Below are 21,097 nucleotides of genomic sequence, written 5' to 3'. Positions count from 1 at the left end.
ACCATAAAAACCATCGATTTTTTACATTTCATTGCTCAAATCAATTCTATTACCGTGGTTTCCAGAGCGCATCAATAAGAAATTGCGCCACTCTAGTGAGATATACCATCACTTGAAAAGGAAGCCATGCTATGAAAACACTGATAGCTGCCAGTCTCTTAACTGCGTTGTCGTTTTCTGCCTTTGCCGAGCGGCAATCGAGTGAGCCAATCCAAGTCATAGAACCTGTTGTTGGCTTGGACCAGAGCAAAGTCGACTTGGGTAAAACACTTTGGTTTGAGCCACGTTTATCGGCCTCGAACACCATCTCTTGTAACTCTTGCCATAACCTAGCGAAAGGTGGGGTAGACAACCTCCCAAGTTCCATTGGTCACAAATGGGCGATAGGTCCTATTAACTCTCCAACTGTCTTGAACTCCGATCTTAACTTCGTTCAATTTTGGAACGGCAGGGCGAAAGATTTGCGCGAGCAGGCGGCGGGTCCCATTGAAAATCCATTGGAAATGGCGTTCAGCCATGATTTAGCGGTTGATACGTTACAGTCTATTCCCCAATATCAGGCTTGGTTTAAAGCGGCGTATGGCGTCGACACGATTACAATTACTGAAGTAACCGACGCGATTGCCACTTTCGAGCAAACCCTTCGCACGCCCAACTCGCCCTTTGATCAATGGCTCAAAGGGGATGACAACGCGCTGACTACCGCTCAAATTGAAGGCTATCAGCTCTTTAAAGAGAAAGGGTGTACCGCGTGTCACAGTGGCCCGCTTGCTGGTGGTCAGATGTACCAGAAAATGGGGCTTGTGAAACCATTCGCGACCGATAACCCAGATATTGGGCGCAAAGCCATTACTGGAAACGAGTTTGATAAGTTTGTCTTTAAGGTTCCGACCTTACGAAACGTTGAACTTACTTATCCCTACTTCCATGATGGTTCTGTCTGGCAGTTGGAAGAAGCCGTTTCGATGATGGCGGATTTACAGCTGGGCAAAAAGTTGACTAAAGATGAATCCGGTAAGATTACTGAGTTCCTCAAATCGTTAACGGGTGAGCAGCCGAGTATTACGTTGCCACACTTGCCGCCTTCCGCTGACGAGACTGCAAGACCTAACATCTAACCTTCTAGAGCCCTTGATTGGGCTCTTTTCGTTTATGTTGCTGGCAAATTTCGACAAGTTCGCTGCGATTTTCACCGTTATGTTGACTAAATTTAAAATAACTCCCCAATGATTCGAATATTGCTCTATAATCTGCGACCGTTATTTTGGTTATGCTTTGAATTAGCCGTTAGCTTTAGGAACAACATATGTCATTTGCATCACAAAACTTTTCTCCAGAAATCGTGAAAGCACTTACAGAGTGTGGCTATGAGAAACTGACTCCAGTCCAACAAAAGGCGATCCCTTTTGCTCGTAAAGGGCATGACATTCTAGCTAATGCGCAAACTGGCACAGGTAAAACCGCAGCGTTTGCTCTGCCTATTGTTCAGAACATTCTGGATAATGAAAAGCCGCGACAACGTCACCAAACTCGTGCGGTTATTCTGGCGCCAACTCGCGAGCTTGCGGCGCAAATCGCATCAAACATCCAAGATTACACCAAGTACACAGACGTGAAGACCGTGGCTATTTACGGCGGCGCGAAAATGTCATCTCAACAGAAAGCGTTGGAAGCAGGCGTTGATGTGTTGGTCGCGACTCCTGGTCGTCTGATTGAGCACATGGATATGAACAATGTATCGCTAGCGAACCTTGAGTTCTTAGTTTTTGATGAAGCTGATCGCATGTTGGATATGGGCTTTATCTCTGCGATTGAGAGCATTATGGCGGGCGTTAATACTAAGCCACAAACGATGCTTTTCTCAGCCACATTCTCAGCTCAGATGAATACCTTGGCGGGCAAAATTCTTCGCCAACCAAAACGTGTTTCTGTCGCGCGCGAAAACGTGACTGCCGATACGATTGCGCACGTGGTTTACCCTGTAGAGCAAGAGCGTAAACGTGAACTGCTTTCTGAACTGATTGGTCGTAAAAACTGGCAGCAAGTGCTGGTGTTTGTAAACTACAAAGAGACAGCGAACGAGCTTGTGAAAGAGCTGAAGTTAGACGGCATTAAAGCGGTACTTTGCCATGGTGATAAAGCGCAGAGTGCACGCCGTCGTGCCTTAGATGAGTTTAAATCGGGCAAAGCGCGCGTGATGATTGCAACAGACGTCGCCGCTCGTGGTCTCGACATTCAAAATCTGCCACACGTGGTGAACTTTGATATGCCATTCTTAGCGGAAGATTATGTGCACCGTATTGGCCGTACTGGACGTGCGGGTCAGCGAGGTAACGCGGTATCTTTTGTAAACCGCGAAGAAGAGCTGACGCTGCAACAGGTTGAGACCTTAATCGGCCAGCGTATCTATCGTAAAGAGTTAGAAGGGTACGAGCCGAAAAACCGAGACGCGCTACTAGAACGTATGCACACTAAGCCAGCGTTTAAGAACCGCAGAACGCGTCAAAACAACCCAAGTGATTCAAACCAAGGGGCAGCAGAGCGACGCTCTCGTTTGCGCCGAATGATTCGCAGTAAAAACTCTTAAAAACAAAAGGAGCCTAGATGGCTCCTTTTGTTTTATGCAAGTATGTTGAAGCTATTACTGTTTTTGCAGTTGATAGTGCTCGGCGAGATCACCTTTAACGCGTTGCCCGTTTTTATCGAGCATAAACAAGATGTTCTCGCCGACGAAGAATTGATTTGCGCCAGTTTCATTTTCAAGCGTGATGATGTTGCCCTCATCATTCCAACTCAGTTGGCCATGAGATTCAAAGAAGCCATCCTCTTTACCTAAATAGGTTTGATTTACGCTGTAACTGCCATCATGGTTGAGGGTGATTTGTGTTTCAATGCCTTCGCAATCTGCACAAGGTAAAATCCCGAAGTAGGTGCCGTTCCAATCTAATGCGTTATTCGCGGTGTGTTGGTCAATCACCTCAAAATCCGTCTCGGTTGACTCTTGAGTCGGGGTTGCGGCTTCTGCTTCGGCAACGACATTGTCCATTGAGGCTGATGTCTCGTTTGTCTGCTCATCTTGGCAGCCCGCCAGTGCGATTGCCGCGACGCTAAGACCCACCATTAAAATTACTTTTTTCATCTGACTATCCTATCTATTGGGGAGGTGCAGTAATGGTAAGTTATGACACTGAACACTCGTCAGAACTGAGTGAGATCATTTACAAGTTTTAGTGAGTTTATTAGCCAAACCATAACAATAGCCAAAGGTGGGCTAAGGGCGGAGGCGTAATGTTTAGGCGCCAGCGAGTTCACTGGCTCCTAGAGGATCAATCATCAAGTACAGGAAGTAGGGCATCAAAGTGAGGGTTGCCATGCAGCCCTTCAAGATCGGGTTCGGTGTTGATCAAGTCTCTAATTGAAGGTGTCGCTTCAATTGCGCGTTCTAGATCTTCAATGGCTTGCTCTTCAACGCCCAATCGCGAGAATGCACATGCGCGTTGATATAAAGCAGGGCCGTTTGTGGTGTCTAGCTCAAGAACACGGTTACACAGACTTAGCGCCCAGTTGTACTCTTTGATCTCCATTGCTGCGTCGGCTTTGTAGGTGAGCGCTTCGAGGTCGCCTGGACGAATGTTTAAGATCTCGTCATAGACATCAATACGTTGCTCGGCGGTCGGCATACTTTGCGCGCGAAGCCAGAGGTTATGGATCTCGTTAATGCGTTCAATTTCTTTGTTGTTTTCGCTAATGATGCGGGTTTTACGTTTCAAGTCACGTTCTAGCGCGCTGAACTTTTTCTCGTATTCGCCTGCAATCGCTTCCAGACGCTTATCGGCCATCTCTTTGGTGTTGTTTTTAAACTCGCGAAGGGACTGCCATCCAACAAACGCGATAAGAGAAGCTACACCAGCAATAATATAGAAGAAGTAGGTGACCGTGACGTTGGCGTAGTTCAGAGACTTATCCGCGACCGCAAGTTCTCGGTCTGTCATTTGGATGGTCAAGCGTCTTTCTAAATCTTGCTGATCCTGACGCAACGATTTGAGCTCATCGATGATGTAGCGCTCCATTAATGGACGATCGAGCAGATCACTCTCTGAGTACTTGGTGGATTCGGCATGGCTAAGGGAAGCGAAGGTGAGAAAGAAAGCTATAAAAAGAGGAAATAATCGCATAATGAATGGGTACTGTTGTCGTTCTCAATAAGTAAACAGTAACAAAATCACACGCAGTTGAGTATGGTTAGGCAAGATTAATCCGAGATTAGGGGAGAGCAATGACTGATGGCAGCACCATCAGCCATACACCAATCAGTTGCTGTGTTCAAAAAACTGATTTGATACTTTGTTGATGACCTCTTTTCGACAACGGACATTGAGCTTTTTGTAGAGCTTATATACGTGAGTTTTGACGGTACTCTCGGCGACAAAAAGCGCTTCGGCAATTTCCAAGTTGGATTGCCCTTGAATAATGCGCTCCAATGTTTGTTGCTCCCGTTTTGTTAAGGTTGTGTTCAACTCTTGATAGTTGATGGCATAGGGTCGAAACTCATTGAGCATCTTTACCATCAGTTTACGCGGAAGCCACATGTCATTGTTACTAACGGCATCTAAACAGCGAAATAAATGATCAATCGGCGCCTCTTGGTAGAGAATGCCTTTGAGTCGCGTGTAATTACATAACGTCATGTCAGAGTTATCTGCGGGTACGTCGTAGACGATTAGGCTGCATAACTCGTGACACAGAGGCTCAACACTCTCTTTGGGTAAGCTTTCCAACACATGAAACGAGATCAAAACACTGGTTTGTTTGTGAAACGGTTGGCCTGTCAAATCACCAAATTGTTGCGGAGATTTCCTAGTAAAATCGAATCGATTAGTCTTTTCAATTTCACGTCGAATAAATTGGTTTTGTATACAGTTGAAACCAACAAGTACGACGTCAAGCTTCTCTCTTTTATTGTTATTTTTCATGATTACCTCGCAATGACGTTTACACTGTCAACATAGACCACCACTATATTGATAGCTAGGTCAGTTGTATCTCAAAACTGAGAATTCTCTGACGGGTTACAGCGCTGGTTCAATTGAGATCTCGACAGTATCAGTGTATCTGCCCCCTGGTTTGTTGTTGGTATCGCCTACTTCAAATTGAATATCCATAGGCATACCGGATTTTGGATTTGGTTCTGAAAAACTCGCGTTGGCCTGCTTCAGGTCTATCGTTTTTTGGTCAATCAACATTTTGTATTCGATATCCCAGCGACTATCGTCCGTTTCATGCCTTAGCACACCGTGATGTCTAGAAGAGACTGAAATCGCAAAACCGGTATTGGTCTGGACCCAAAGTTTCGGTGCGGAATTGATGATCTTGTGTGAGGTGAGTTCTCCCAGATCTAAATTAAAGTGGTGCTGGGTTAAGCCGTAAAACTGCACTTTAGCGATAGGAAGAACCTCGACGAAAATTGGCAGCGTTTTGAACATCGCGACAGACGTAGTGTGAGAATGTTCAACTACAGCTGATGCTTCTAGTTGTGCCTGATACATGCCTGCGCTCGTCCATTGAAGTGATGGATAGCGTAATTGAAATGTCTCGAAAGGTTGTTCATCGCTTAATGTGACCAGCCACCGGTTGCCAACACGATGCCCGTTACCAAACCAGTCGAAACGCAATGCTTCATTGGTCTCTTTAACCAAGCTTTGACCGCCTTGTTCGAGTTCAACTGCGACCGTAATGGAACAATCTGAACCGATCACGTTTGCTGCAAGCTTATAGCTGTTTGAGAGTGTATAAGGTGATGTGGACAGCGTATTGTACTGGTTTTTTTCAGACAGCGGTTCTAGAGTGAAAGCGTCAATTTGACAACTTGCAACGGCAAGTGTGGGCACGCTCGAGAATAAGGCTGTCAAAAGAATCATTTTAATCGGCATAAAGGTCTCCTAATCGGACTAGCAGTTCGCTGTTAGGATTGAGATTGATTGTGACGGATTGTTGATCGTCATTGCTTAGTAGCAGTTTTAATTTCCCTGGTTTTAAGCCGGAAATGGCAAACAAACCATTTCGGTTGGTAAAGAACTCAATGGGGTCAGACTGCTCTTCCAGCGAAAAGGCTTTTCCTGCGATTAATGCTATTGGCTCTTTGGTGTCTTTATCCAACAAGGTGCCAATGATTGTTATAACCGCATCCGAGCCAATTTGCAGTTCGTACCCCTGCTTATATCCTGGGTTCAGCCAAAATGCGCCGTCACCTAGGTCATACCCAGGAGGCAAATCTTCAACGTCGTAGGTCAGTAGGCGAGGATTGTAAGCGACGAGATCCGGTACAAGCACAGACTGCTTGCCTATACCAAAGACTCGGGCATGTTCGCCATCGCGCGCTGGCTCAATGGCCATCCGGTTTTCTTCCAGACTTGAGTGTTTGTCTATGACTGCGAAGGCGTCTCGAACGGGACGGCCAATCGCAACACTTGACCCCGCAAAAGCGAGTGCACTGCTGACTTCTATTCGTGTGTTGTGACTTCGAACGTTATCACTAATGTTGTCTACTCTCGTTGTATGATCGGCAATGGCGACAAACTGATTGCCCGTATAGTTCACCCCAAAGTCGACATTGGCATCCGAGTCTCGGTTTCTGACTATAGAAGCAAAACTCGAGACTCCTCCTGTGTTTCCGATGTTGTTTTGGTAGCTATAATCCAATGATGCCTGATCGTTAGCACTGTTGTATCGGCTGACTAATCGTGTTGTTTTGCCAAATGGCCAACTTAATGTGACGGTTGCATACCATTCATCGGAGTCAGCAAAGTTGTCACGGTAGTTCACTCTTGTGCTCCAAGTCGCTGGTGTAGCAAAAAATGGCCCTGAAAGGCTTGGGCTGATAGTGACGTATTCATCACGGGGTCTGGAGCCAGAGCTGTAACTGATCGAGAGCGCTGAGCGGACATTATCAACGAGATAGAGTGAGCCGAATGCCGAAGCGTAATGTCGGATCGAGTTGAGCGGTGATTCCACAATACCGTAGCTTCTTATTCCGGCGAAGTTTTCAGATTGGTATTCATAGATAAGGCTAAATTGAGGTCGAACTGATTGGTTGCTATCAAATGTGGCGTCAAATGCGACTCTGTATGCAGAGCCTGCCCCCAGCTCAGGATGTTGACTGAATGAAGACGAAAGTTCAGTGACTCCCCATGAACTGGCAAAAAGAAGTGTAGACCCATATTGATGGAGATCTTCTCTCATTTGCCCGTTGATGCCAGCGGTTAGCCACGGCGTCACCCCAACATCAATATAGCCATGGAGGAGCGTTTGGTCGCGAAGGTATTCGATCTGAGTTTGATTGCGTTGACTGGGCACTCCATACATCAAACTGTACTCGAATTCTCCAACAGCAAGTAAATCATTGCCTGTAGCAATCGAGAACTGAACTTGCTCTTGCGCACCACTCGAGTCGGTGATCACCAACTGAACATCGTTGTTGCCTTGCGCTAATGGAATGTCATTCAAGTTATAGCTACCTGCACCAAGAGTTAGCCGTTGAACAACTACGCCATCGACGACGACATCAACGCTTGATGTACGCTGTAATGTAAATGACTGGTTGGCTTTGGGTCTCACGTTTCGAGTTGGAATTAAGGTGAAATCTCGCGTTATACCGATACCCAAAACGTCAGAAGCATCTTGTAGTAACTTACCTGAGTTGTACATGTCACCGACAACAATTCGGGTACCTTGATTAGGAATGTCGTAGTTCAGACGCGTCCCTTTTCTGATGTAAATCGATGAGTTATTTGTGTCATTTTCCAGCGCACTTTCATACTCCAGATTGACTCTACCCAAGGTAAGTCCTGCGTCAAATCTTGCGCTGTATGAATCAATTCGTTCCCGCTCGGCATCGATAGACTGGCTAGTCGCAGCGTAAGCACTTACATTGAGATATCCAGAAAGCAGGGCTGGTTCAAGGTAATCAAAGTTACCGCCTCGTTGCTCAAGCGAGATGTTTCTCACCAAACCAACTTCTGTTGGTACTGAAATGATGCATTCGAGCGTTGATAAGTCGAAAAAGAGATCGAGTCCAGCATCCTGAAAATCTTGTTTGTTCAGACGTTTGGGGTTGGGCGAACGGGCCAACTGCTCCAGTGCTTTTGGAGAAACAAGGCTTGTGAGCAGCGTGATAGTACTCTCTTTAGGTAGCTCTATCTGGTTGTCTGCCGTGATGGTGATAAGCGCTTCGCCCAAAACGGTATCACTGACCTTTAGCAATGAGGCCAATTCGAGATCGCGGCCAGTGGGGTTGAGAACAATCTCCTCTTCTTGTGCGTTTACCGCCCTAAAAAATGAAAAAATGAAGCAGGCAATAATGACAGCAGAGAAGAGATGTCGGTTAATTCGTTTGCTTTCCATAATATAAGCCTGCAGGAATTGATGTGTCTCCATCGAGTTCTATTTGAGAGTATGGAGGAATAAAATGCTCGCCAATGTGTTTCCTTATCTCGATAGGAGATTTTAAATCATCACTAAAAAAATGAAGCTGGGTTGAATATGCATGTCGGTTCCCGTCATTGAATAATTTTCTAACACCATCGTCATCAACGCTTAAATGCACTTTGGCGCTGTGTCGAGAGGAAAAAATATGGACTAGAGTGTTATAGTGAATTTGAAATTTAACACTTGGAGATATGTGCCCTTTTTCACTGTTTGGTTTCTTCAAATTTATTTGGCTGAATCGAACAAAGTAGCTTTCCGACTTAGCGAGTTTTTTTTCCGAAATCCATTGCAAGCGAAATACTTGTCTGTCACCTGGTTGGAGTAAAACAGCAATAGGGAAAATGAGTAATGATTCACTATTGCGTACTTTTTTATCGATTTTTCCGGTTTGGTCAAAAAACAATTGATAGATGTTCGATTCAATAGCCACTTGCTCTGTTGAGTTGTTAATTAGTATGATTCTTTCAGAGTTATTATGATCAACGTTGTATTCTAATGTTGTAGGAGAAAGGATGACGCCATAAGATTTACTCATCAATAGACAAAGCAATATACCAATGGCAAGGTTTTTCATACTATTCTTCCTCTGAAATTTTTATTTTTAATTTCTCTACATTGAAGTTTTTTATGGGTGTCATTTCGAATATTCGAGTTGAGTAAGGTAAAACAAGTGTCCCGGCAATAAGTTTGCTTATTTCTACACCTTTTAAATAGGTTGAGTGTACTCCGTCATCTAATGTCCAGTTTGTTCTGGATAATCGACCATAACTGTTTCCTTTATTTTCTACTTCTACAAGCCAAGTTTGGTCTTTTTGAGTGATGCTTTTAATATCGAGATCTGGGTGTGTATTTTTAGGTCGAATATTTACTAGAGTATTAAATTGAAGCAACAAACCCATTTGTCCACTATCATCTCCAGAATTTTCGACCTTAACTTGTTTAACGGCGATACGATAAGATTTGGATTGGCTAATAGATTGATCACCAAGATAGCGAACCATAACGGACTGAGAACGGCCTGGTTTAATAATCGCAGTAACAGGAATGACGAGTAGGTCATTATCTGCCGGAGATATGGTTTCATTGCCAAACTTATCCATTTCCATGGCTAGTGGATACAGCTCAACAGTTAGTGGTTTAGATGAGGTGTTGTCAATGCGCATCGACATTTGCGCTCGTTTTCCTAGAGGTTCCATTTCAGCAACCATAGGTTCAACTCTGTAGGCATTTGCATGCATCGAAGCAAGAAGTAAACTTGCCAGGCTAATCCATTTCCACATCCTCAAATCTCCCAAAAATCCAAGTGTAAAAGTGGAAGGCAGGAAACTGCCTTCCACGATTGTCTTAGTTAGAAGTAATATTGACTGTCAAGGTATCTGAATATCCACCAGCCCATGGTGCGGTTTCCGTTGTGGCGACATCAAGTGTTGCTGCAACGCCAACAGCAAGTGTGGCAGAACCTGGGTAAGACATTTCTTCCGATACATCATTCAAGCCAGGACCACCCGGAGCATTAAGGACCAGTGGGGTTAGACCTGATGGTGTAAAGGTCGCAGTGTAGGTTAGAGCGAAGTCTTCGTTATCATCAGACTCTAAGCCACCTTCCGCACTGGTGAGTTTCACTGTAGCACCGTCGATATCATTACACTGAATACCGAGAGGGATTGACACTGACTGAGTGCTAGTGACCAAGCCGAGATCGACTAATTGTGTGGACAGTCCTGACACTTCACAGACAGGTGAGACGTAACCCACTAGCTGTACATCACCTGGAGCCGCGTGAACTGGACTTACTAAAATAGCGGTGACTGCAGCAGCACAAAAAGTTAGTTTATTCATAAATAATTCCTTTAACTCAAATTGAAACATACATGTTTAGCCCACTTCCAACGAGCTACGTTATCTACCAATTTAGGTAGTAATCTACTTCAAGTTACTGAGAATATTAGGGATAACATCTATTTCTACAGTATCTTGATAATGGCCAGAATATAACAGGCCATGTTCTAGCGTTACTCTAATTTCTCCTCTAGAAGAAAAGGGAATAACACCAAAGCTACTAACGGTTTTTACGTCATTTAATTCTTGGCTTTTAGATTTGAAGTTGGTTTTGTCTACTTCAATCTCAAAAATATAAGGCTCAATCAACTCGAACGATTTGTGGTTTAGTTTTAATCCACCGTTCATTGAAGAAATTTCAATTGAAAAAGGTCGGTTACAATAGAGATCAAATGGAAGTGACTCATGACTACTGTTTGAAACGTCAATTTGATTGCCACTGTTAAATGATATTTCACATCGATCTTTGATATGGCCTTCTAAATCAATAGACAGCGATGAAGCTCGTGCTGATAATGAAGTAATGAAGACTAATAAACTTAAAGCGATGATCAGCCAGATAGCAGGTTTGTTTTTCATTATTGTCCCCGACAAAAATATCATTGGCGTTGAGAGAATTGTAAGCTGTGGGAAAAGTTTGGGAGTAGGAAACTAGGTTGATATGGGTTTGAAAAGTTGTAGAAAAAGTTGTGTATTTATGACAAGAATAGGAGGGCTGTATTAGTACTATAGCGTGGTTTGATGGTTAGAATAACGTTCGAAAATAATCCATTGGGTACGAAACTTTCGTACAGCTCGAGTACACCGGCTTTGCACACAGTGACAATACAGGTAAGTTCACGACACGCTACGCCACAAGATTACGAAAAGTAAGATTAATTCTTGCAGCTCGCTGTTGTTTGGTTTTAGCTAACGTATGGATCCAGTGGTGCTGCATTTCCCCAGCCATGATCAATAAGCTCCCTGATGTCAGGTCAAAGGTCATCTTCTGTTTTGATTGTTTGTGCTTTAGGTGAAACCTTCTTGTCTCGCCCAAGCTCAAAGAGGCGATTGTTGGGTTTATCCCTAACTCTGGTTCGTTGTCGCTGTGCCATCCATTAGAGTCTTGACCGTTACGGTAGAGGTTGGCGAGAACTGAGTTAAACGGCGCATCGGCGGCGGATTCGCAGCGGCGTTTAAGTTCAAGTAAGGAGGATAACCATGGTTCAGGGTGCATGGTTAAATTGGAATAGCGATAGGGTGAGTCCCCGTACCAACATTGAAGTCGAGGGATCGGCATACGTTTGCCAAACAGCGTGATCTCATCTTCTCGCCAACGGATTTGTTGATTGAGTTGCTCAAACAATCGGCTTGCTTCGTCAGAAGGGATGAAATTGGGCGACCAAAAGAGTTTGCCATTTTCGACAGTATGCCATGTGTTTGGTGTCAAAAGTGGTTGCTCGTTTTGTGTCATGCTCAGTGCCCCCTTCGATTACAATACGAAACGCGTGGTTATGGACACAAACGCGTGATCGCTTGCATATTTGTCTTGCTCATAGCTTGGGTTAATAAGATGGGTATCAGCGACTTGATAGTCAATAATATCAGCGAGCGATACTTGAGAGTTTGCCTGAAACTCTTGTGAGACCAAGATATAGTCAAGAACATTTCCATTCGCAAAGTGGTAGTGAGTGGGTGTGCGCTGGAATTGCCTTTCAGCGTTATACACCTGCCAACTGTCTACTAGTCTCAACCCACGCTCAATGCCCGTATTTTTGACCAGTAAGCCTGTTGAATCACTGTCTAATGACTGATTCATGTCTCCCATAAGCACCGTTGGACAGGGGCTATTCTGATATTCATGCTCCATAAACAAACGTAGCATGACCGCTTCCCAGCCTCGTTGTTGAAAAGAGAGCCAATGACCTACGAGAGGTTGCTCTTCACCGTTGTCGTCACTTTCCGTGGGACGCTGTGACTTCAAATGACAAACATATACAGCGATGTCTCCCAGGTCAGGTACCTCAACGATCGCAAAGATGGGGTGGCGACTGAACTCTGGTAAAAGGACAGGGTAGCCGCTAAACAATTCCGCCAATGGGGTGACTGGTTTCACCTGCTTGATCGGAAACTTTGAGGCAATAGCAACAACGGGTTTTGAATAAATATAGTCGTCTTCCACATGTGGGGTTTCAACGATTGCAAAGTGGGGGAAACCCATTTCGGCGCATAAACGTCTAACAGCCTCAATGCTGAAAACTTCCTGTAGACCGATAATGTCAGCATCAAGGCTCATTAATCGATTTTTTGTCCAACGACATTTTCCCTCCCACGCCTCTTTCTCATAGATGTTGTCAAAATCATAGAATGCCGATGGCGGCTCTACAAAATTGAAGAGGTTGGCAGTAGCGAACGTGAGCGTTTTGTCTGTGAGCAATGGGCTTCTCTTGGATGCTGGTCTATTTGTTTCAGTGTAGCGAAGAGTTGAAGGGACAGAAACCGCTTTGTTGCTGGAGGTATACTCATATCAGAATGAGGCTCTCGGTTGTTTCCGTTGATTGAATGAGAGCGGCACAATTAGTTTACCGCTCTCAATTTGTCGCATTACAGGTAACGACTTCTCAGATGAGATTGGAAGTGCTGCGCGTTCAAGGTTTCTCCCGTTGCGCGAGTAACAAGCTCATCAGTAGTTAAGATGCTGCCTTGGCTCCAGATATTCTCCGATAGCCATGTAAAGATAGGTGATAAATCACCGCTTTCAATTGCGCCTTCGACGTCAACGGTTTTCTTCATCGATGTCATAAATTGCGCCGCGTACATCGCGCCTAGAGTGTAGGAAGGGAAGTATCCGAACGCGCCATCAGTCCAGTGAATGTCTTGCATACAACCATTTTTAAAGTTGCCTTCTGTCGACAAACCCAAATATTGCTGCATTTTCTGATTCCAGAGTTCAGGCACATCAGTATGCTTAATCTTACCGTTAATTAAGTCTCGCTCGATCTCGTAGCGCAAAATAACGTGGGCAGGGTAAGTTAGTTCATCGGCATCAACACGAATAAAATCTTTCTTTACGCGAGTGTAGAGCTTCTGGAAGTTATCTTGAGAGAAGAGTACTTGATCGTGAGCAGCAAAATGCTGACCTGCAAGGCGTGATAGATGAGCGATAAACGCGTCACTGCGGCCAACTTGCATCTCAAAAAAGAGTGACTGAGATTCGTGAATACCCATAGAGCGAGCTTCACCTGAAGGCAGTCCCGCAAGAGATTTAGGCAACCCTTGTTCGTAACGCGCATGGCCAGTTTCGTGTACGATTCCCATCAGCGATTGGACGAACTCATTTTCGTCGTAGCGAGTGGTGATACGAACATCGGTAGGAACGCCGCCACAAAACGGGTGAACACTTTCATCCAAGCGACCGTGATTAAAGTCAAACTGCAGCAGCTTCATCACATCTAATCCCATGGCTTTTTGCTGCTCAGTAGCAAACTGTCCTTTAGGTTCGATAAAGCGCTCTGAAGACTGTTTTTCGATAACGTCGTCGATAAGGGCAGGAAGCCAGGTTTTGACGTCACTAAACAAGGTGTCGAGAGATTCGGAATGGGTGCCAGGCTCGTATATGTCTAGCATCGCATCGTATGGCGATAATCCGGTTGCTTGCGCACGAATTTGTGCTTCTTCTTGACACAGCTTGACCACTTCGGCCCAGTTTTTCTCGAAACCTTGCCAGTCATTTTCACCACGTTGGGTGCGCCATGCGTGTTCACACTTCGAACCCGCTAAAGATTTCGCTTCAACTAACGCTTCTGGGAGTACGTTGGCTTGTTGCCAGTTACGTTTAAGTTCTCGAAGTGTGGCTTTTTCTTGAGTTGAAAGATCTTCTTGTTCGGCTTGCGCAAACCAATCACTGAGCTGTGGTTGAGTTTGTAAGTTATGCATGTGAACAGAGAGCTCAGCCATCGCTTCGGAACGAGCTTGGTTACCACCACTTGGCATAACGGATGCTTGATCCCATCCGCAGATTGCGCCTAAGTGCGCAAAGCGAGAGATTTTCAGTGAATGATCGGTGAGTTTTTTGAATGCGCTCATGGTTCGCCTTCCGTGACTAATAAAAACGAAAGTCTATCAATCAACCATCGACTGTCCAAGTAATTGAACACATTATTATTTGCTAAGTCTATTGAGTCAGCGAGAGTTAAATGTTGGTATGGGTCATTTATTGGTTGAAATAGACTAGCAAACCTCGCTATAACAAGATGAAGCATATTTGGGCCAAGGAATGGGGGCGACCTTGATAGCAAACTTTGAAGCATTTTTACTTGCGATAACCATACTGACATTAACTCCGGGGCTTGATACTGCGCTCGTGATACGCAATTCCTCGCGCGGCGGGTTTAATGATGGGGCGATGACCAGCCTTGGGATCTGCTTGGGGTTGTTTGTTCACGCGACATTTTCTGCGATTGGAATCTCAGCGCTATTGGCGCAATCAGCTGAGTTGTTTAATGTGGTTAAGATGCTCGGTGCGGGCTATCTAATCTATCTGGGTCTGAGCAGTTTAAAAACCTTGTTTTTGGCAAAGGGCGATCTGCAGTCAGCAAGTATCTCAGCAAAACCGCAAAGCCTCAGCCGATGGAAGTCATTGCGTGAAGGTTTCTTGTCTAACGTTTTGAATCCTAAGACTGCGGTCTTCTATCTCGCGTTTCTACCTCAGTTTATTAACCCTGAAGGATCTGCGTTTTTGCAATCGACCTTGATGGCGAGCATTCACTTTGTGATAGCGATGGTTTGGCAATGTGGCTTGGCAGGTGCATTAACCAAAGCCAAAGCGTTGTTACAGAGCGCGCGTTTTATGCACTGGATGGAAGCCACAACGGGAATGGTGTTAGTTGGACTGGGCGTTAAACTGATACTGGAAGATCAATAAAAAACAGCGACCTAAGTCGCTGTTTTTTTGGTTTATGCTTGAGCAGATTTCATCGAAGCAAACTGCGCTGCAAAGTATTGTTTGGTTTCTTCTAGCACGACATTGCGCAGGAGAATCAAGCCAATCAGATTCGGTATCGCCATCAAGCCATTTACGATATCGGCGATAATCCAAATCATGTCTAGATGCAAGAAGGCGCCCGATGCCACCAAAGCCACGAAGATAAATTTGTAAGGTAGCACCGCTTTGGTACCAAACAAGAACACCACGCAACGCTCACCATAGTAGTTCCAACCAAGAATGGTGGTGAAGGCAAAAAACATCAAACCAATTGATACAAGCATTGGACCAAAGGTGTCTGCGTTTAAGCCAACGGCAAAGGCATGCGTTGTCATTGCAGCCCCAGCAAAATCACTTTGCCACGCACCCGTCAGAATCAGTGCAAGGCCTGTCATGGTACAAATGATGATGGTGTCAAAGAAGGTACCTGTCATCGAGATCAAACCTTGCTTTACACAAGAGTCGGTTTTGGCGGCGGCGGCGGCCATCGGCGCACTGCCAAGGCCAGACTCGTTTGAGAAGACCCCACGAGCGATACCCGATTGAATCGCAAGCATGATGCTCGCGCCCAAGAATCCTCCAGTAGCAGCAGTCGAAGTGAACGCTGAGATAAGAACCAGTTCAACAGCGTCGAGCAGTTTGTCGGCGTTCATGATGATAACACTCAGACAAGCCAGTACGTAGAATAGCGCCATAGTTGGAACAACTTTACCCGCGACTTTGGCGATGGATTGAATACCACCTAGAGTGACAAACGCGACAAGCAAGGTCAGGATGCTCGCTGAAATCTCGCGAGAAACGCCGAATGAAATTTCAGACGCATCTAAAATCGCATTCACTTGCGGGAAGGTACCGATACCGAAGCAGGCAACACCCAAAGCAAACACAGCAAAAAGGACCGCCAATGCCTTCGAGCCCACGCCATATTGAAGGTAGTACATTGGTCCACCGACCATCTGGCCGTTGTCGTCCACCTTGCGATATTTTACTGCCAATAGACATTCCGCGTATTTGGTCGCCATGCCAAAGAGCGCAGCAAGCCACATCCAGAATAAAGCGCCCGGTCCACCTAGTTTGATTGCGGTGGCAACACCAACAATGTTACCTGTACCAATGGTGGCTGATAGCGCCGTACACAGCGCAGCAAAGCTCGATACGTCACCTTGCTTGTTAGAATCTTCTTTACTAAAGACCATTTTTAGCGCGGTAGGGAGGTGTCGAAATTGGATTAAGCCGAGGCTAAAAGTGAAGTAAACACCGGTACCAACAAGCAAAATGAGCAGTGGTGGTCCCCAGACGAAGCTATCTATGGTTTTCAGTAAAGTGTATAGGTTATCCATGGTTTCCCCTTAATTGATAAAGCATTACTAAGGAGAAGAGAGAAAAGCAGAGATCAAGGATCTCAAATAAGCTAATAAAAGACAGGAAGTCTATAGCTGGTTGGTACTTTCCACTCCTCTGTCCTTTTGCCTGAGAGTTTCACTAAAACGAACGCGTTTTAGCTTGCTCCTTCGGCGACCGATTTAACGGTTCTCTCCAGAGGTTCCTCCAACTACAGTCCCCGCTACCTAGGTAGCTCCTGAAATAGTTAATTCTTCGGCGAGTTATTCTGTCTAAATGTTAACATTTAGATAACAACTACTCTCCTGCAGTCTTCATCGGAACAATTACACATTAAAATGAGTAAAAGATGGTCAATAACTCTGTTTTATTGACGTGTGAACTCTATCATAAAAAATCGGTAGTTCAATATCTGTTTTCAATTTTTATTGAATCAATAAATTGACTAATTCATGTCAAAGTGACTTTTTTACATGTGTGTCTATTTGACTCTTTCTGGTGGGGTTTTGATAGTAAGTTATTGAAAGTTTGGGTGAGTTTTAGATGGCACGGGTTGTGCTAAAACAAGAGTGATAATAAAAGCAGCTCTAGTGAGGTTCTTATGTTTGCTCAACAAAAAACAGACAATTTCAAATTATTACTTAATGTCTCAAATGTGGTTTTGCTCGTCACAACGTTAGCGATGCTCTTAAGTGTCTTGATTTCATACCCTTATGCAGAATACTTCAGTTTGCCAATCCAGATTGCTGCGCACATTAGTACCATCGTAATTGCCGCTTTTCTTAAAATCAGCTACGTCGCCCGTTGCCTCGCGCAATACCAGCTTGGCCTAGAGGTACGATAACGTCCCAGACAAAAAAATAGCGCCGTGATCGGCGCTATTGCTTTATTGAATCGAGGTTAGAAGTAGTTTGCGTCTAGCAGGTCACTGCTTTCTACTGATTTCACTTCACCGCGAGCTTCAAGCCAAGCGATAACCTGCGCTTTTTGCTCTTCCGTTGCGTCGATGTAACGCTTTTGAGCACATAAGAAGCCTTCAAAGTGCTCAAGACCACCGCCGCCGAAGCAAAGGCCTAGACTGTCGATGTAGTCAATGAAGTCATCAACGAACGCATCGTAGCTATCAAAGTCTGTGATAGTGGTTTCACAGCTGATTTCAAAGCCAAGCATAGCAAACTCGCCCAGATAGAGCTTTTTAAGAATGCGGCGTTTTTTGTTGTCTAGTTTGTAAGGTTTCATTAGGTAGTCTCGTTGGATTTTGTCATTCTTTTATACCTTGTTTCTATTAAAGCACCAAACTTTATTCTGTGGAAACCCAGCGAGTTGGCGATAATCTGCGCATCATGCAGATACAAGGTGGTATTGCTCTAGGATAATTCGTTTTTGAAAGCAGAAAACTACCGAATGCTGACCATTTTTTCTTGTTTAGTGGTATAAATGAAGTAGTTAAACTATTCAATCCACGATGTGCAGTGAAGCTAAGGAGAGTGTATGACTCGTTTGATCGCAATCGCGTTTCTCATCGCGTTAGCGTTTGTTTTAATTCGATATCGTACCAGCGAAAAACTACAAAAATACGTCGTGGTGACATTGATTTCCGGCTTTTTATTTTACACTGCCACATTGATGGTGACAGAGTTAATCCGCTAGTGGTTAGGAGCGAGTTAAGTGAGCAAACAGACAGATATTGAAGACAATGAAGACGTTGTTGTTATAGAAGAGCGAGATCGTCGCAGTTATCTTTACATTGCGATTGCTGGTGTGCTCGGGCTTGCTATTGGTGGTCTTGCTGGCTCGTCGCTCACAGCCGGCAAATGGGAGAGCGCCTATCAGGAGATGGAACAAAAGTACCATACCATGATGAGCGATAAGCAGAAACTGGTTGAGCAGGTGGAAGTGCGCGTCGCCAATGTGGATTCTGAAGTCGAAGATAAACTTAAACAAGCCATCAAAGATCAGGCCCAAGAACATGAAGCGGCACTGAAAGCACTACAGTCTCAAATTGCGGAGCTTGAAAAGGTGAATCTATCGCTTGAAGAGCAAGTTGCCAGTCAGAAACAGAGCCTGAGCCAAGCATCCCAACAAAATGCGCAACTCAACCGTCAAGCGGATATCCAAGCGACCTTGTTTGAGCGCTCTAGAGAGCTGTTTCAACAAGAACTCAAAGTGAAAATGGAGCTTGAAGCGCTAGAAAAAGAGCGCGAACAATTGTTGCCTAAAATAGATGCGTTGAAAGCGGATTGCGACGCCTATCTTGAAGGAACCTCTTGGGATGCGAAGTCTGATTCGTGTGATAAACAAGACGAAGCGAACTCGCGTTTAAGTCAGATTAATCAGATGATTAAAGTGCATCAGATGGATCTGCAACAAATGAAAGAGTTGGCGGAGCAACTAGGTTTATAGCGATTTTTTCTGTGACGTACAGGCATTTTTGTGGCGTGATTCAAACTATGTTCTTCGATTCCTAATATTCTTATCACATTAGTATCGGTAGTACTGAAATAAGCTCTATAGTTAAGAATGTTAATTCGTTCTTTCAATAGAGCTTTTTTATTGCGCCCGTATCGGGAGCAACGCGAGTCATAGCTAAGGTTGGATGTGCTAGAAGATACAGTACCTAAATCGTTGAAGATTTTAGTAACAGCGCTTTTTTTTGCGTCTGTTGCATTGATTACCCACACCCTTATCACTGAGCACGAGGTGTGGAAAGAAGCCTACTTGCTGTTTCCCCTTGGCATGTTAGGGGCATTTTTTGTTACTAAACCACGCCTAAAAGTCCTGTTGAGTGGCTTGTCCATTGCGGTCATTTTTGTCGGTGGTCTGTTTGAGCCCCTAGAGCTCGATGCGATTGAAGAGAGTTTTATCCTACTGCCTCTTTGTTATCTGGTTTTGTTTCCTGGTTCATTCTTCCCTATTGGGGTGGCTCTCGCGCTCGTTGCTAGCTATCTCTACAATCTCCCTGCTGAGGAGTTCGAAGAGTTTGTTGAAGATGCCATCGAAGTCCTCGCGATTACGGTCTTCGCCACCATCATGACGTATTACTACGAGAAGGCTTCTCGCCAAGCATTGCGCTATCGCAAAAGCACTTATACGGATGTGCTAACAAAGCTACCCAACTTAAACGCGTTTTATGAGGATATCGGCGAGGTGACGCCCGACAATGCGGAGCGTTACGCCGTTATTCAAATAGGTTTAAATAACTTTAAGAGCGTCAACGATAGGTTGGGGTATCGAAATGGCGATGAACTGCTACAAACGTTTTCACAACAATTGAATGCAAAAGTCCCGTCCTTTGCCAAATTTTATCGCTTGGGTGGGGATGAGTTTGTCTTTCTAGTTGAAGCGGAGAAGGAGCAACTGAAGGATCAAATTCGTCAGTTGGTTGAAGTCTTGCACAATTATCACTCCGACTTGTATGTGGTCAGTGATATGTCACACCGGCTTTCATTTAGCCTTGGCGTCGCGTTTGCGAAAGATGCGTTAGGTAACGTACTGGTGTGGGGAAAGAACGCCGACTTAGCTTTGTTTAAAGCGAGGCAAGAGGGCGCAGGCGCGGTGTGTTGGTATGATGATGTGTTGTTAGATGAGACCGTAAGGCAGCACCAAATTGAGGCAGAGTTACAACGGGCACTTGATGAGCAGCACTTTGTCTTGCACTACCAACCCAAGGTATCTATTGGTACCAATGAATTGGTTGGCGCCGAAGCTCTAATCCGTTGGATGCACCCCAATTTAGGAATGGTTTCCCCAGCCGAGTTTATTCCGGTAGCGGAGCGGACAGGGAAAATTGTGCCGCTTGGGCGTTGGGTGGCGAGAGAAGCCTGTCGAGAAGCAAAAAGTTGGTTTGACAAAGGCCACGCTATCGTTGTCTCAATCAATGTTTCCAACGTTCAGTTTGCCCACGATGATGTGTTTAAATTTATCAGTGATGCTCTTGATGAACATCAGTTGCCCGCAAATCTTCTGCAAATCGAAATTACGGAATCCACCTTGATGCAGCAGCCTGAGTTTGTGATTGCCGCATGCGAGAAGTTGCAAGAGCTAGGTGTTTCTATTGCAATTGATGATTTTGGCGTTGAGTACTCCTCCCTGAACTATCTCAAAAAGCTTCCCATTGATGTGCTTAAGATCGATAAGTCGTTTGTTGATGATTGTGTCAGGCTACACACCGACCACATGTTGGTTAGAACGATTATTCAAATGGGTCATAACCTCAATAAACGCGTGATTGCCGAAGGGGTAGAAACGGAAGACCAACTGGCGCTTCTCGAGAAAGAAGGATGTCAGGAGTACCAAGGGTACTTTTTCTCTCGGCCGTTGCCTGCTTATGACTTTGTGGGGTTAATTGATGGCTATCGAAGCGACTCCAACTGAGTGAAGTAGGCGTCAAAATCGCGAAATAGTGTGATTTGAACTAGTGTTTATAGAGACTGTTTACATATGAGCGGCTCGTTATCACAGAGAGTGTAA

General features: G+C 44.9%; 21 protein-coding genes and 1 riboswitch. Of the genes, 7 read left to right on the top strand and 14 right to left on the bottom strand.

All coding sequences use genetic code 11. From position 1 onward, the window contains the following. Window positions 1-131: 131 nt before the first annotated feature. Entirely contained in the window at window positions 132-1,118 is a 987-nt protein-coding gene (locus RJ47_RS15190; protein ID WP_039484899.1) for a cytochrome-c peroxidase, read from the top strand. A 188-nt stretch (window positions 1,119-1,306) separates the two neighbouring features. Next, a complete protein-coding gene (locus RJ47_RS15185) occupies window positions 1,307-2,587 on the top strand; it encodes a DEAD/DEAH box helicase (protein ID WP_005470718.1) in 1,281 nt (426 codons plus the stop codon). A gap of 54 nt (window positions 2,588-2,641) precedes the next feature. Here the strand turns inward: RJ47_RS15185 and RJ47_RS15180 are convergent, their stop codons facing one another. From RJ47_RS15180 to RJ47_RS15125, 12 genes are all read right to left on the bottom strand, one after another. Beyond that, window positions 2,642-3,139 carry a copper resistance protein NlpE gene (locus RJ47_RS15180; protein WP_039484897.1) on the bottom strand — a complete coding sequence of 166 codons (498 nt, stop codon included), beginning with the start codon at window positions 3,137-3,139 and terminating at the stop codon, window positions 2,642-2,644. Window positions 3,140-3,326: 187 nt separating this feature from the next. Further along, complete coding sequence (locus RJ47_RS15175; protein ID WP_038138390.1) at window positions 3,327-4,175, bottom strand: tetratricopeptide repeat protein; 849 nt, start codon at window positions 4,173-4,175, stop codon at window positions 3,327-3,329. A 135-nt stretch (window positions 4,176-4,310) separates the two neighbouring features. After that, window positions 4,311-4,973, bottom strand: a complete 663-nt coding sequence (locus RJ47_RS15170; RefSeq protein WP_039484894.1) for a helix-turn-helix transcriptional regulator — start codon at window positions 4,971-4,973, stop codon at window positions 4,311-4,313. A 96-nt stretch (window positions 4,974-5,069) separates the two neighbouring features. Further along, entirely contained in the window at window positions 5,070-5,930 is an 861-nt protein-coding gene (locus RJ47_RS15165) for a hypothetical protein (RefSeq protein WP_039484890.1), read from the bottom strand. Further along, on the bottom strand, window positions 5,920-8,400 hold the full coding sequence (locus RJ47_RS15160; protein WP_082016348.1) for a fimbria/pilus outer membrane usher protein: 2,481 nt from the start codon (window positions 8,398-8,400) through the stop codon (window positions 5,920-5,922). The genes RJ47_RS15165 and RJ47_RS15160 overlap by 11 nt, the downstream gene beginning before the upstream one ends. Beyond that, window positions 8,381-9,058 (bottom strand): fimbria/pilus periplasmic chaperone, encoded by a 678-nt coding sequence (locus RJ47_RS15155; protein ID WP_039484889.1) that lies wholly within the window; start codon window positions 9,056-9,058, stop codon window positions 8,381-8,383. Before RJ47_RS15155 ends, RJ47_RS15160 begins: the two co-directional genes overlap by 20 nt. A 1-nt stretch (window position 9,059) precedes the next feature. Then, complete coding sequence (locus RJ47_RS15150) at window positions 9,060-9,764, bottom strand: molecular chaperone (RefSeq protein WP_039484886.1); 705 nt, start codon at window positions 9,762-9,764, stop codon at window positions 9,060-9,062. Window positions 9,765-9,828: 64 nt separating this feature from the next. Further along, window positions 9,829-10,323 (bottom strand): hypothetical protein, encoded by a 495-nt coding sequence (locus RJ47_RS15145; protein WP_039484883.1) that lies wholly within the window; start codon window positions 10,321-10,323, stop codon window positions 9,829-9,831. Between the two features lie 84 nt (window positions 10,324-10,407). Further along, a complete protein-coding gene (locus RJ47_RS15140) occupies window positions 10,408-10,902 on the bottom strand; it encodes a hypothetical protein (RefSeq protein WP_052237963.1) in 495 nt (164 codons plus the stop codon). 268 nt (window positions 10,903-11,170) lie between these two features. Beyond that, entirely contained in the window at window positions 11,171-11,776 is a 606-nt protein-coding gene (locus RJ47_RS15135; protein WP_052237962.1) for an alpha-ketoglutarate-dependent dioxygenase AlkB family protein, read from the bottom strand. Between the two features lie 18 nt (window positions 11,777-11,794). Next, complete coding sequence (locus RJ47_RS15130; protein WP_039484882.1) at window positions 11,795-12,739, bottom strand: endonuclease/exonuclease/phosphatase family protein; 945 nt, start codon at window positions 12,737-12,739, stop codon at window positions 11,795-11,797. 167 nt (window positions 12,740-12,906) lie between these two features. Further along, window positions 12,907-14,388 carry a carboxypeptidase M32 gene (locus tag RJ47_RS15125; RefSeq protein WP_039484878.1) on the bottom strand — a complete coding sequence of 494 codons (1,482 nt, stop codon included), beginning with the start codon at window positions 14,386-14,388 and terminating at the stop codon, window positions 12,907-12,909. A 190-nt stretch (window positions 14,389-14,578) separates the two neighbouring features. Here RJ47_RS15125 and RJ47_RS15120 point away from each other — a divergent pair, with 190 nt between their 5' ends. Beyond that, window positions 14,579-15,226 (top strand): LysE family translocator, encoded by a 648-nt coding sequence (locus RJ47_RS15120; RefSeq protein ID WP_197058145.1) that lies wholly within the window; start codon window positions 14,579-14,581, stop codon window positions 15,224-15,226. 32 nt (window positions 15,227-15,258) lie between these two features. On the opposite strand, the gene RJ47_RS15115 is transcribed toward RJ47_RS15120, so the two are convergent. After that, window positions 15,259-16,626 carry an alanine/glycine:cation symporter family protein gene (locus RJ47_RS15115; protein ID WP_005470730.1) on the bottom strand — a complete coding sequence of 456 codons (1,368 nt, stop codon included), beginning with the start codon at window positions 16,624-16,626 and terminating at the stop codon, window positions 15,259-15,261. A 108-nt stretch (window positions 16,627-16,734) separates the two neighbouring features. After that, a riboswitch (glycine riboswitch) is annotated at window positions 16,735-16,836 on the bottom strand. 392 nt (window positions 16,837-17,228) lie between these two features. On the opposite strand from RJ47_RS15115, the gene RJ47_RS15110 reads away from it, so the two are divergent. Next, on the top strand, window positions 17,229-17,471 hold the full coding sequence (locus RJ47_RS15110; protein WP_005470704.1) for a hypothetical protein: 243 nt from the start codon (window positions 17,229-17,231) through the stop codon (window positions 17,469-17,471). Window positions 17,472-17,527: 56 nt separating this feature from the next. On the opposite strand, the gene RJ47_RS15105 is transcribed toward RJ47_RS15110, so the two are convergent. Next, window positions 17,528-17,866 (bottom strand): YggL family protein, encoded by a 339-nt coding sequence (locus RJ47_RS15105; protein WP_039484875.1) that lies wholly within the window; start codon window positions 17,864-17,866, stop codon window positions 17,528-17,530. 252 nt (window positions 17,867-18,118) lie between these two features. Here RJ47_RS15105 and RJ47_RS21465 point away from each other — a divergent pair, with 252 nt between their 5' ends. The 3 genes from RJ47_RS21465 (at window position 18,119) to RJ47_RS15090 (ending at window position 21,001) form a co-directional block, all read left to right on the top strand. Next, window positions 18,119-18,277, top strand: coding sequence for a hypothetical protein (locus tag RJ47_RS21465; protein WP_005470825.1), 159 nt, complete (start codon window positions 18,119-18,121; stop codon window positions 18,275-18,277). Window positions 18,278-18,295: 18 nt separating this feature from the next. Next, window positions 18,296-19,030 (top strand): chromosome partitioning protein ParA, encoded by a 735-nt coding sequence (locus tag RJ47_RS15095; protein ID WP_038138359.1) that lies wholly within the window; start codon window positions 18,296-18,298, stop codon window positions 19,028-19,030. A gap of 189 nt (window positions 19,031-19,219) precedes the next feature. After that, window positions 19,220-21,001: a bifunctional diguanylate cyclase/phosphodiesterase gene (locus tag RJ47_RS15090; protein WP_082016347.1), complete on the top strand. Its 1,782-nt coding sequence runs from the start codon at window positions 19,220-19,222 to the stop codon at window positions 20,999-21,001. The last annotated feature ends 96 nt before the right edge of the window (window positions 21,002-21,097 follow it).

Source organism: Vibrio sinaloensis (assembly GCF_000808535.1).
GTDB lineage: Bacteria > Pseudomonadota > Gammaproteobacteria > Enterobacterales > Vibrionaceae > Vibrio > Vibrio sinaloensis_D.
Note: the sequence above shows the minus strand (reverse complement) of the source record. Positions and strands in the feature narration are given on the sequence as shown.

Coding starts and splice junctions, on each gene's coding strand:
- RJ47_RS15125 (WP_039484878.1), bottom strand. CDS start 14,388: ATGAGCGCATTCAAAAAACTCACCGATCATTCACTGAAAATCTCTCGC.
- RJ47_RS15170 (WP_039484894.1), bottom strand. CDS start 4,973: ATGAAAAATAACAATAAAAGAGAGAAGCTTGACGTCGTACTTGTTGGT.
- RJ47_RS15105 (WP_039484875.1), bottom strand. CDS start 17,866: ATGAAACCTTACAAACTAGACAACAAAAAACGCCGCATTCTTAAAAAG.
- RJ47_RS21465 (WP_005470825.1), top strand. CDS start 18,119: ATGACTCGTTTGATCGCAATCGCGTTTCTCATCGCGTTAGCGTTTGTT.
- RJ47_RS15140 (WP_052237963.1), bottom strand. CDS start 10,902: ATGAAAAACAAACCTGCTATCTGGCTGATCATCGCTTTAAGTTTATTA.
- RJ47_RS15135 (WP_052237962.1), bottom strand. CDS start 11,776: ATGACACAAAACGAGCAACCACTTTTGACACCAAACACATGGCATACT.
- RJ47_RS15160 (WP_082016348.1), bottom strand. CDS start 8,400: ATGGAAAGCAAACGAATTAACCGACATCTCTTCTCTGCTGTCATTATT.
- RJ47_RS15120 (WP_197058145.1), top strand. CDS start 14,579: ATGGGGGCGACCTTGATAGCAAACTTTGAAGCATTTTTACTTGCGATA.
- RJ47_RS15115 (WP_005470730.1), bottom strand. CDS start 16,626: ATGGATAACCTATACACTTTACTGAAAACCATAGATAGCTTCGTCTGG.
- RJ47_RS15175 (WP_038138390.1), bottom strand. CDS start 4,175: ATGCGATTATTTCCTCTTTTTATAGCTTTCTTTCTCACCTTCGCTTCC.
- RJ47_RS15180 (WP_039484897.1), bottom strand. CDS start 3,139: ATGAAAAAAGTAATTTTAATGGTGGGTCTTAGCGTCGCGGCAATCGCA.
- RJ47_RS15185 (WP_005470718.1), top strand. CDS start 1,307: ATGTCATTTGCATCACAAAACTTTTCTCCAGAAATCGTGAAAGCACTT.
- RJ47_RS15190 (WP_039484899.1), top strand. CDS start 132: ATGAAAACACTGATAGCTGCCAGTCTCTTAACTGCGTTGTCGTTTTCT.
- RJ47_RS15155 (WP_039484889.1), bottom strand. CDS start 9,058: ATGAAAAACCTTGCCATTGGTATATTGCTTTGTCTATTGATGAGTAAA.
- RJ47_RS15165 (WP_039484890.1), bottom strand. CDS start 5,930: ATGCCGATTAAAATGATTCTTTTGACAGCCTTATTCTCGAGCGTGCCC.
- RJ47_RS15150 (WP_039484886.1), bottom strand. CDS start 9,764: ATGTGGAAATGGATTAGCCTGGCAAGTTTACTTCTTGCTTCGATGCAT.
- RJ47_RS15110 (WP_005470704.1), top strand. CDS start 17,229: ATGTTTGCTCAACAAAAAACAGACAATTTCAAATTATTACTTAATGTC.
- RJ47_RS15145 (WP_039484883.1), bottom strand. CDS start 10,323: ATGAATAAACTAACTTTTTGTGCTGCTGCAGTCACCGCTATTTTAGTA.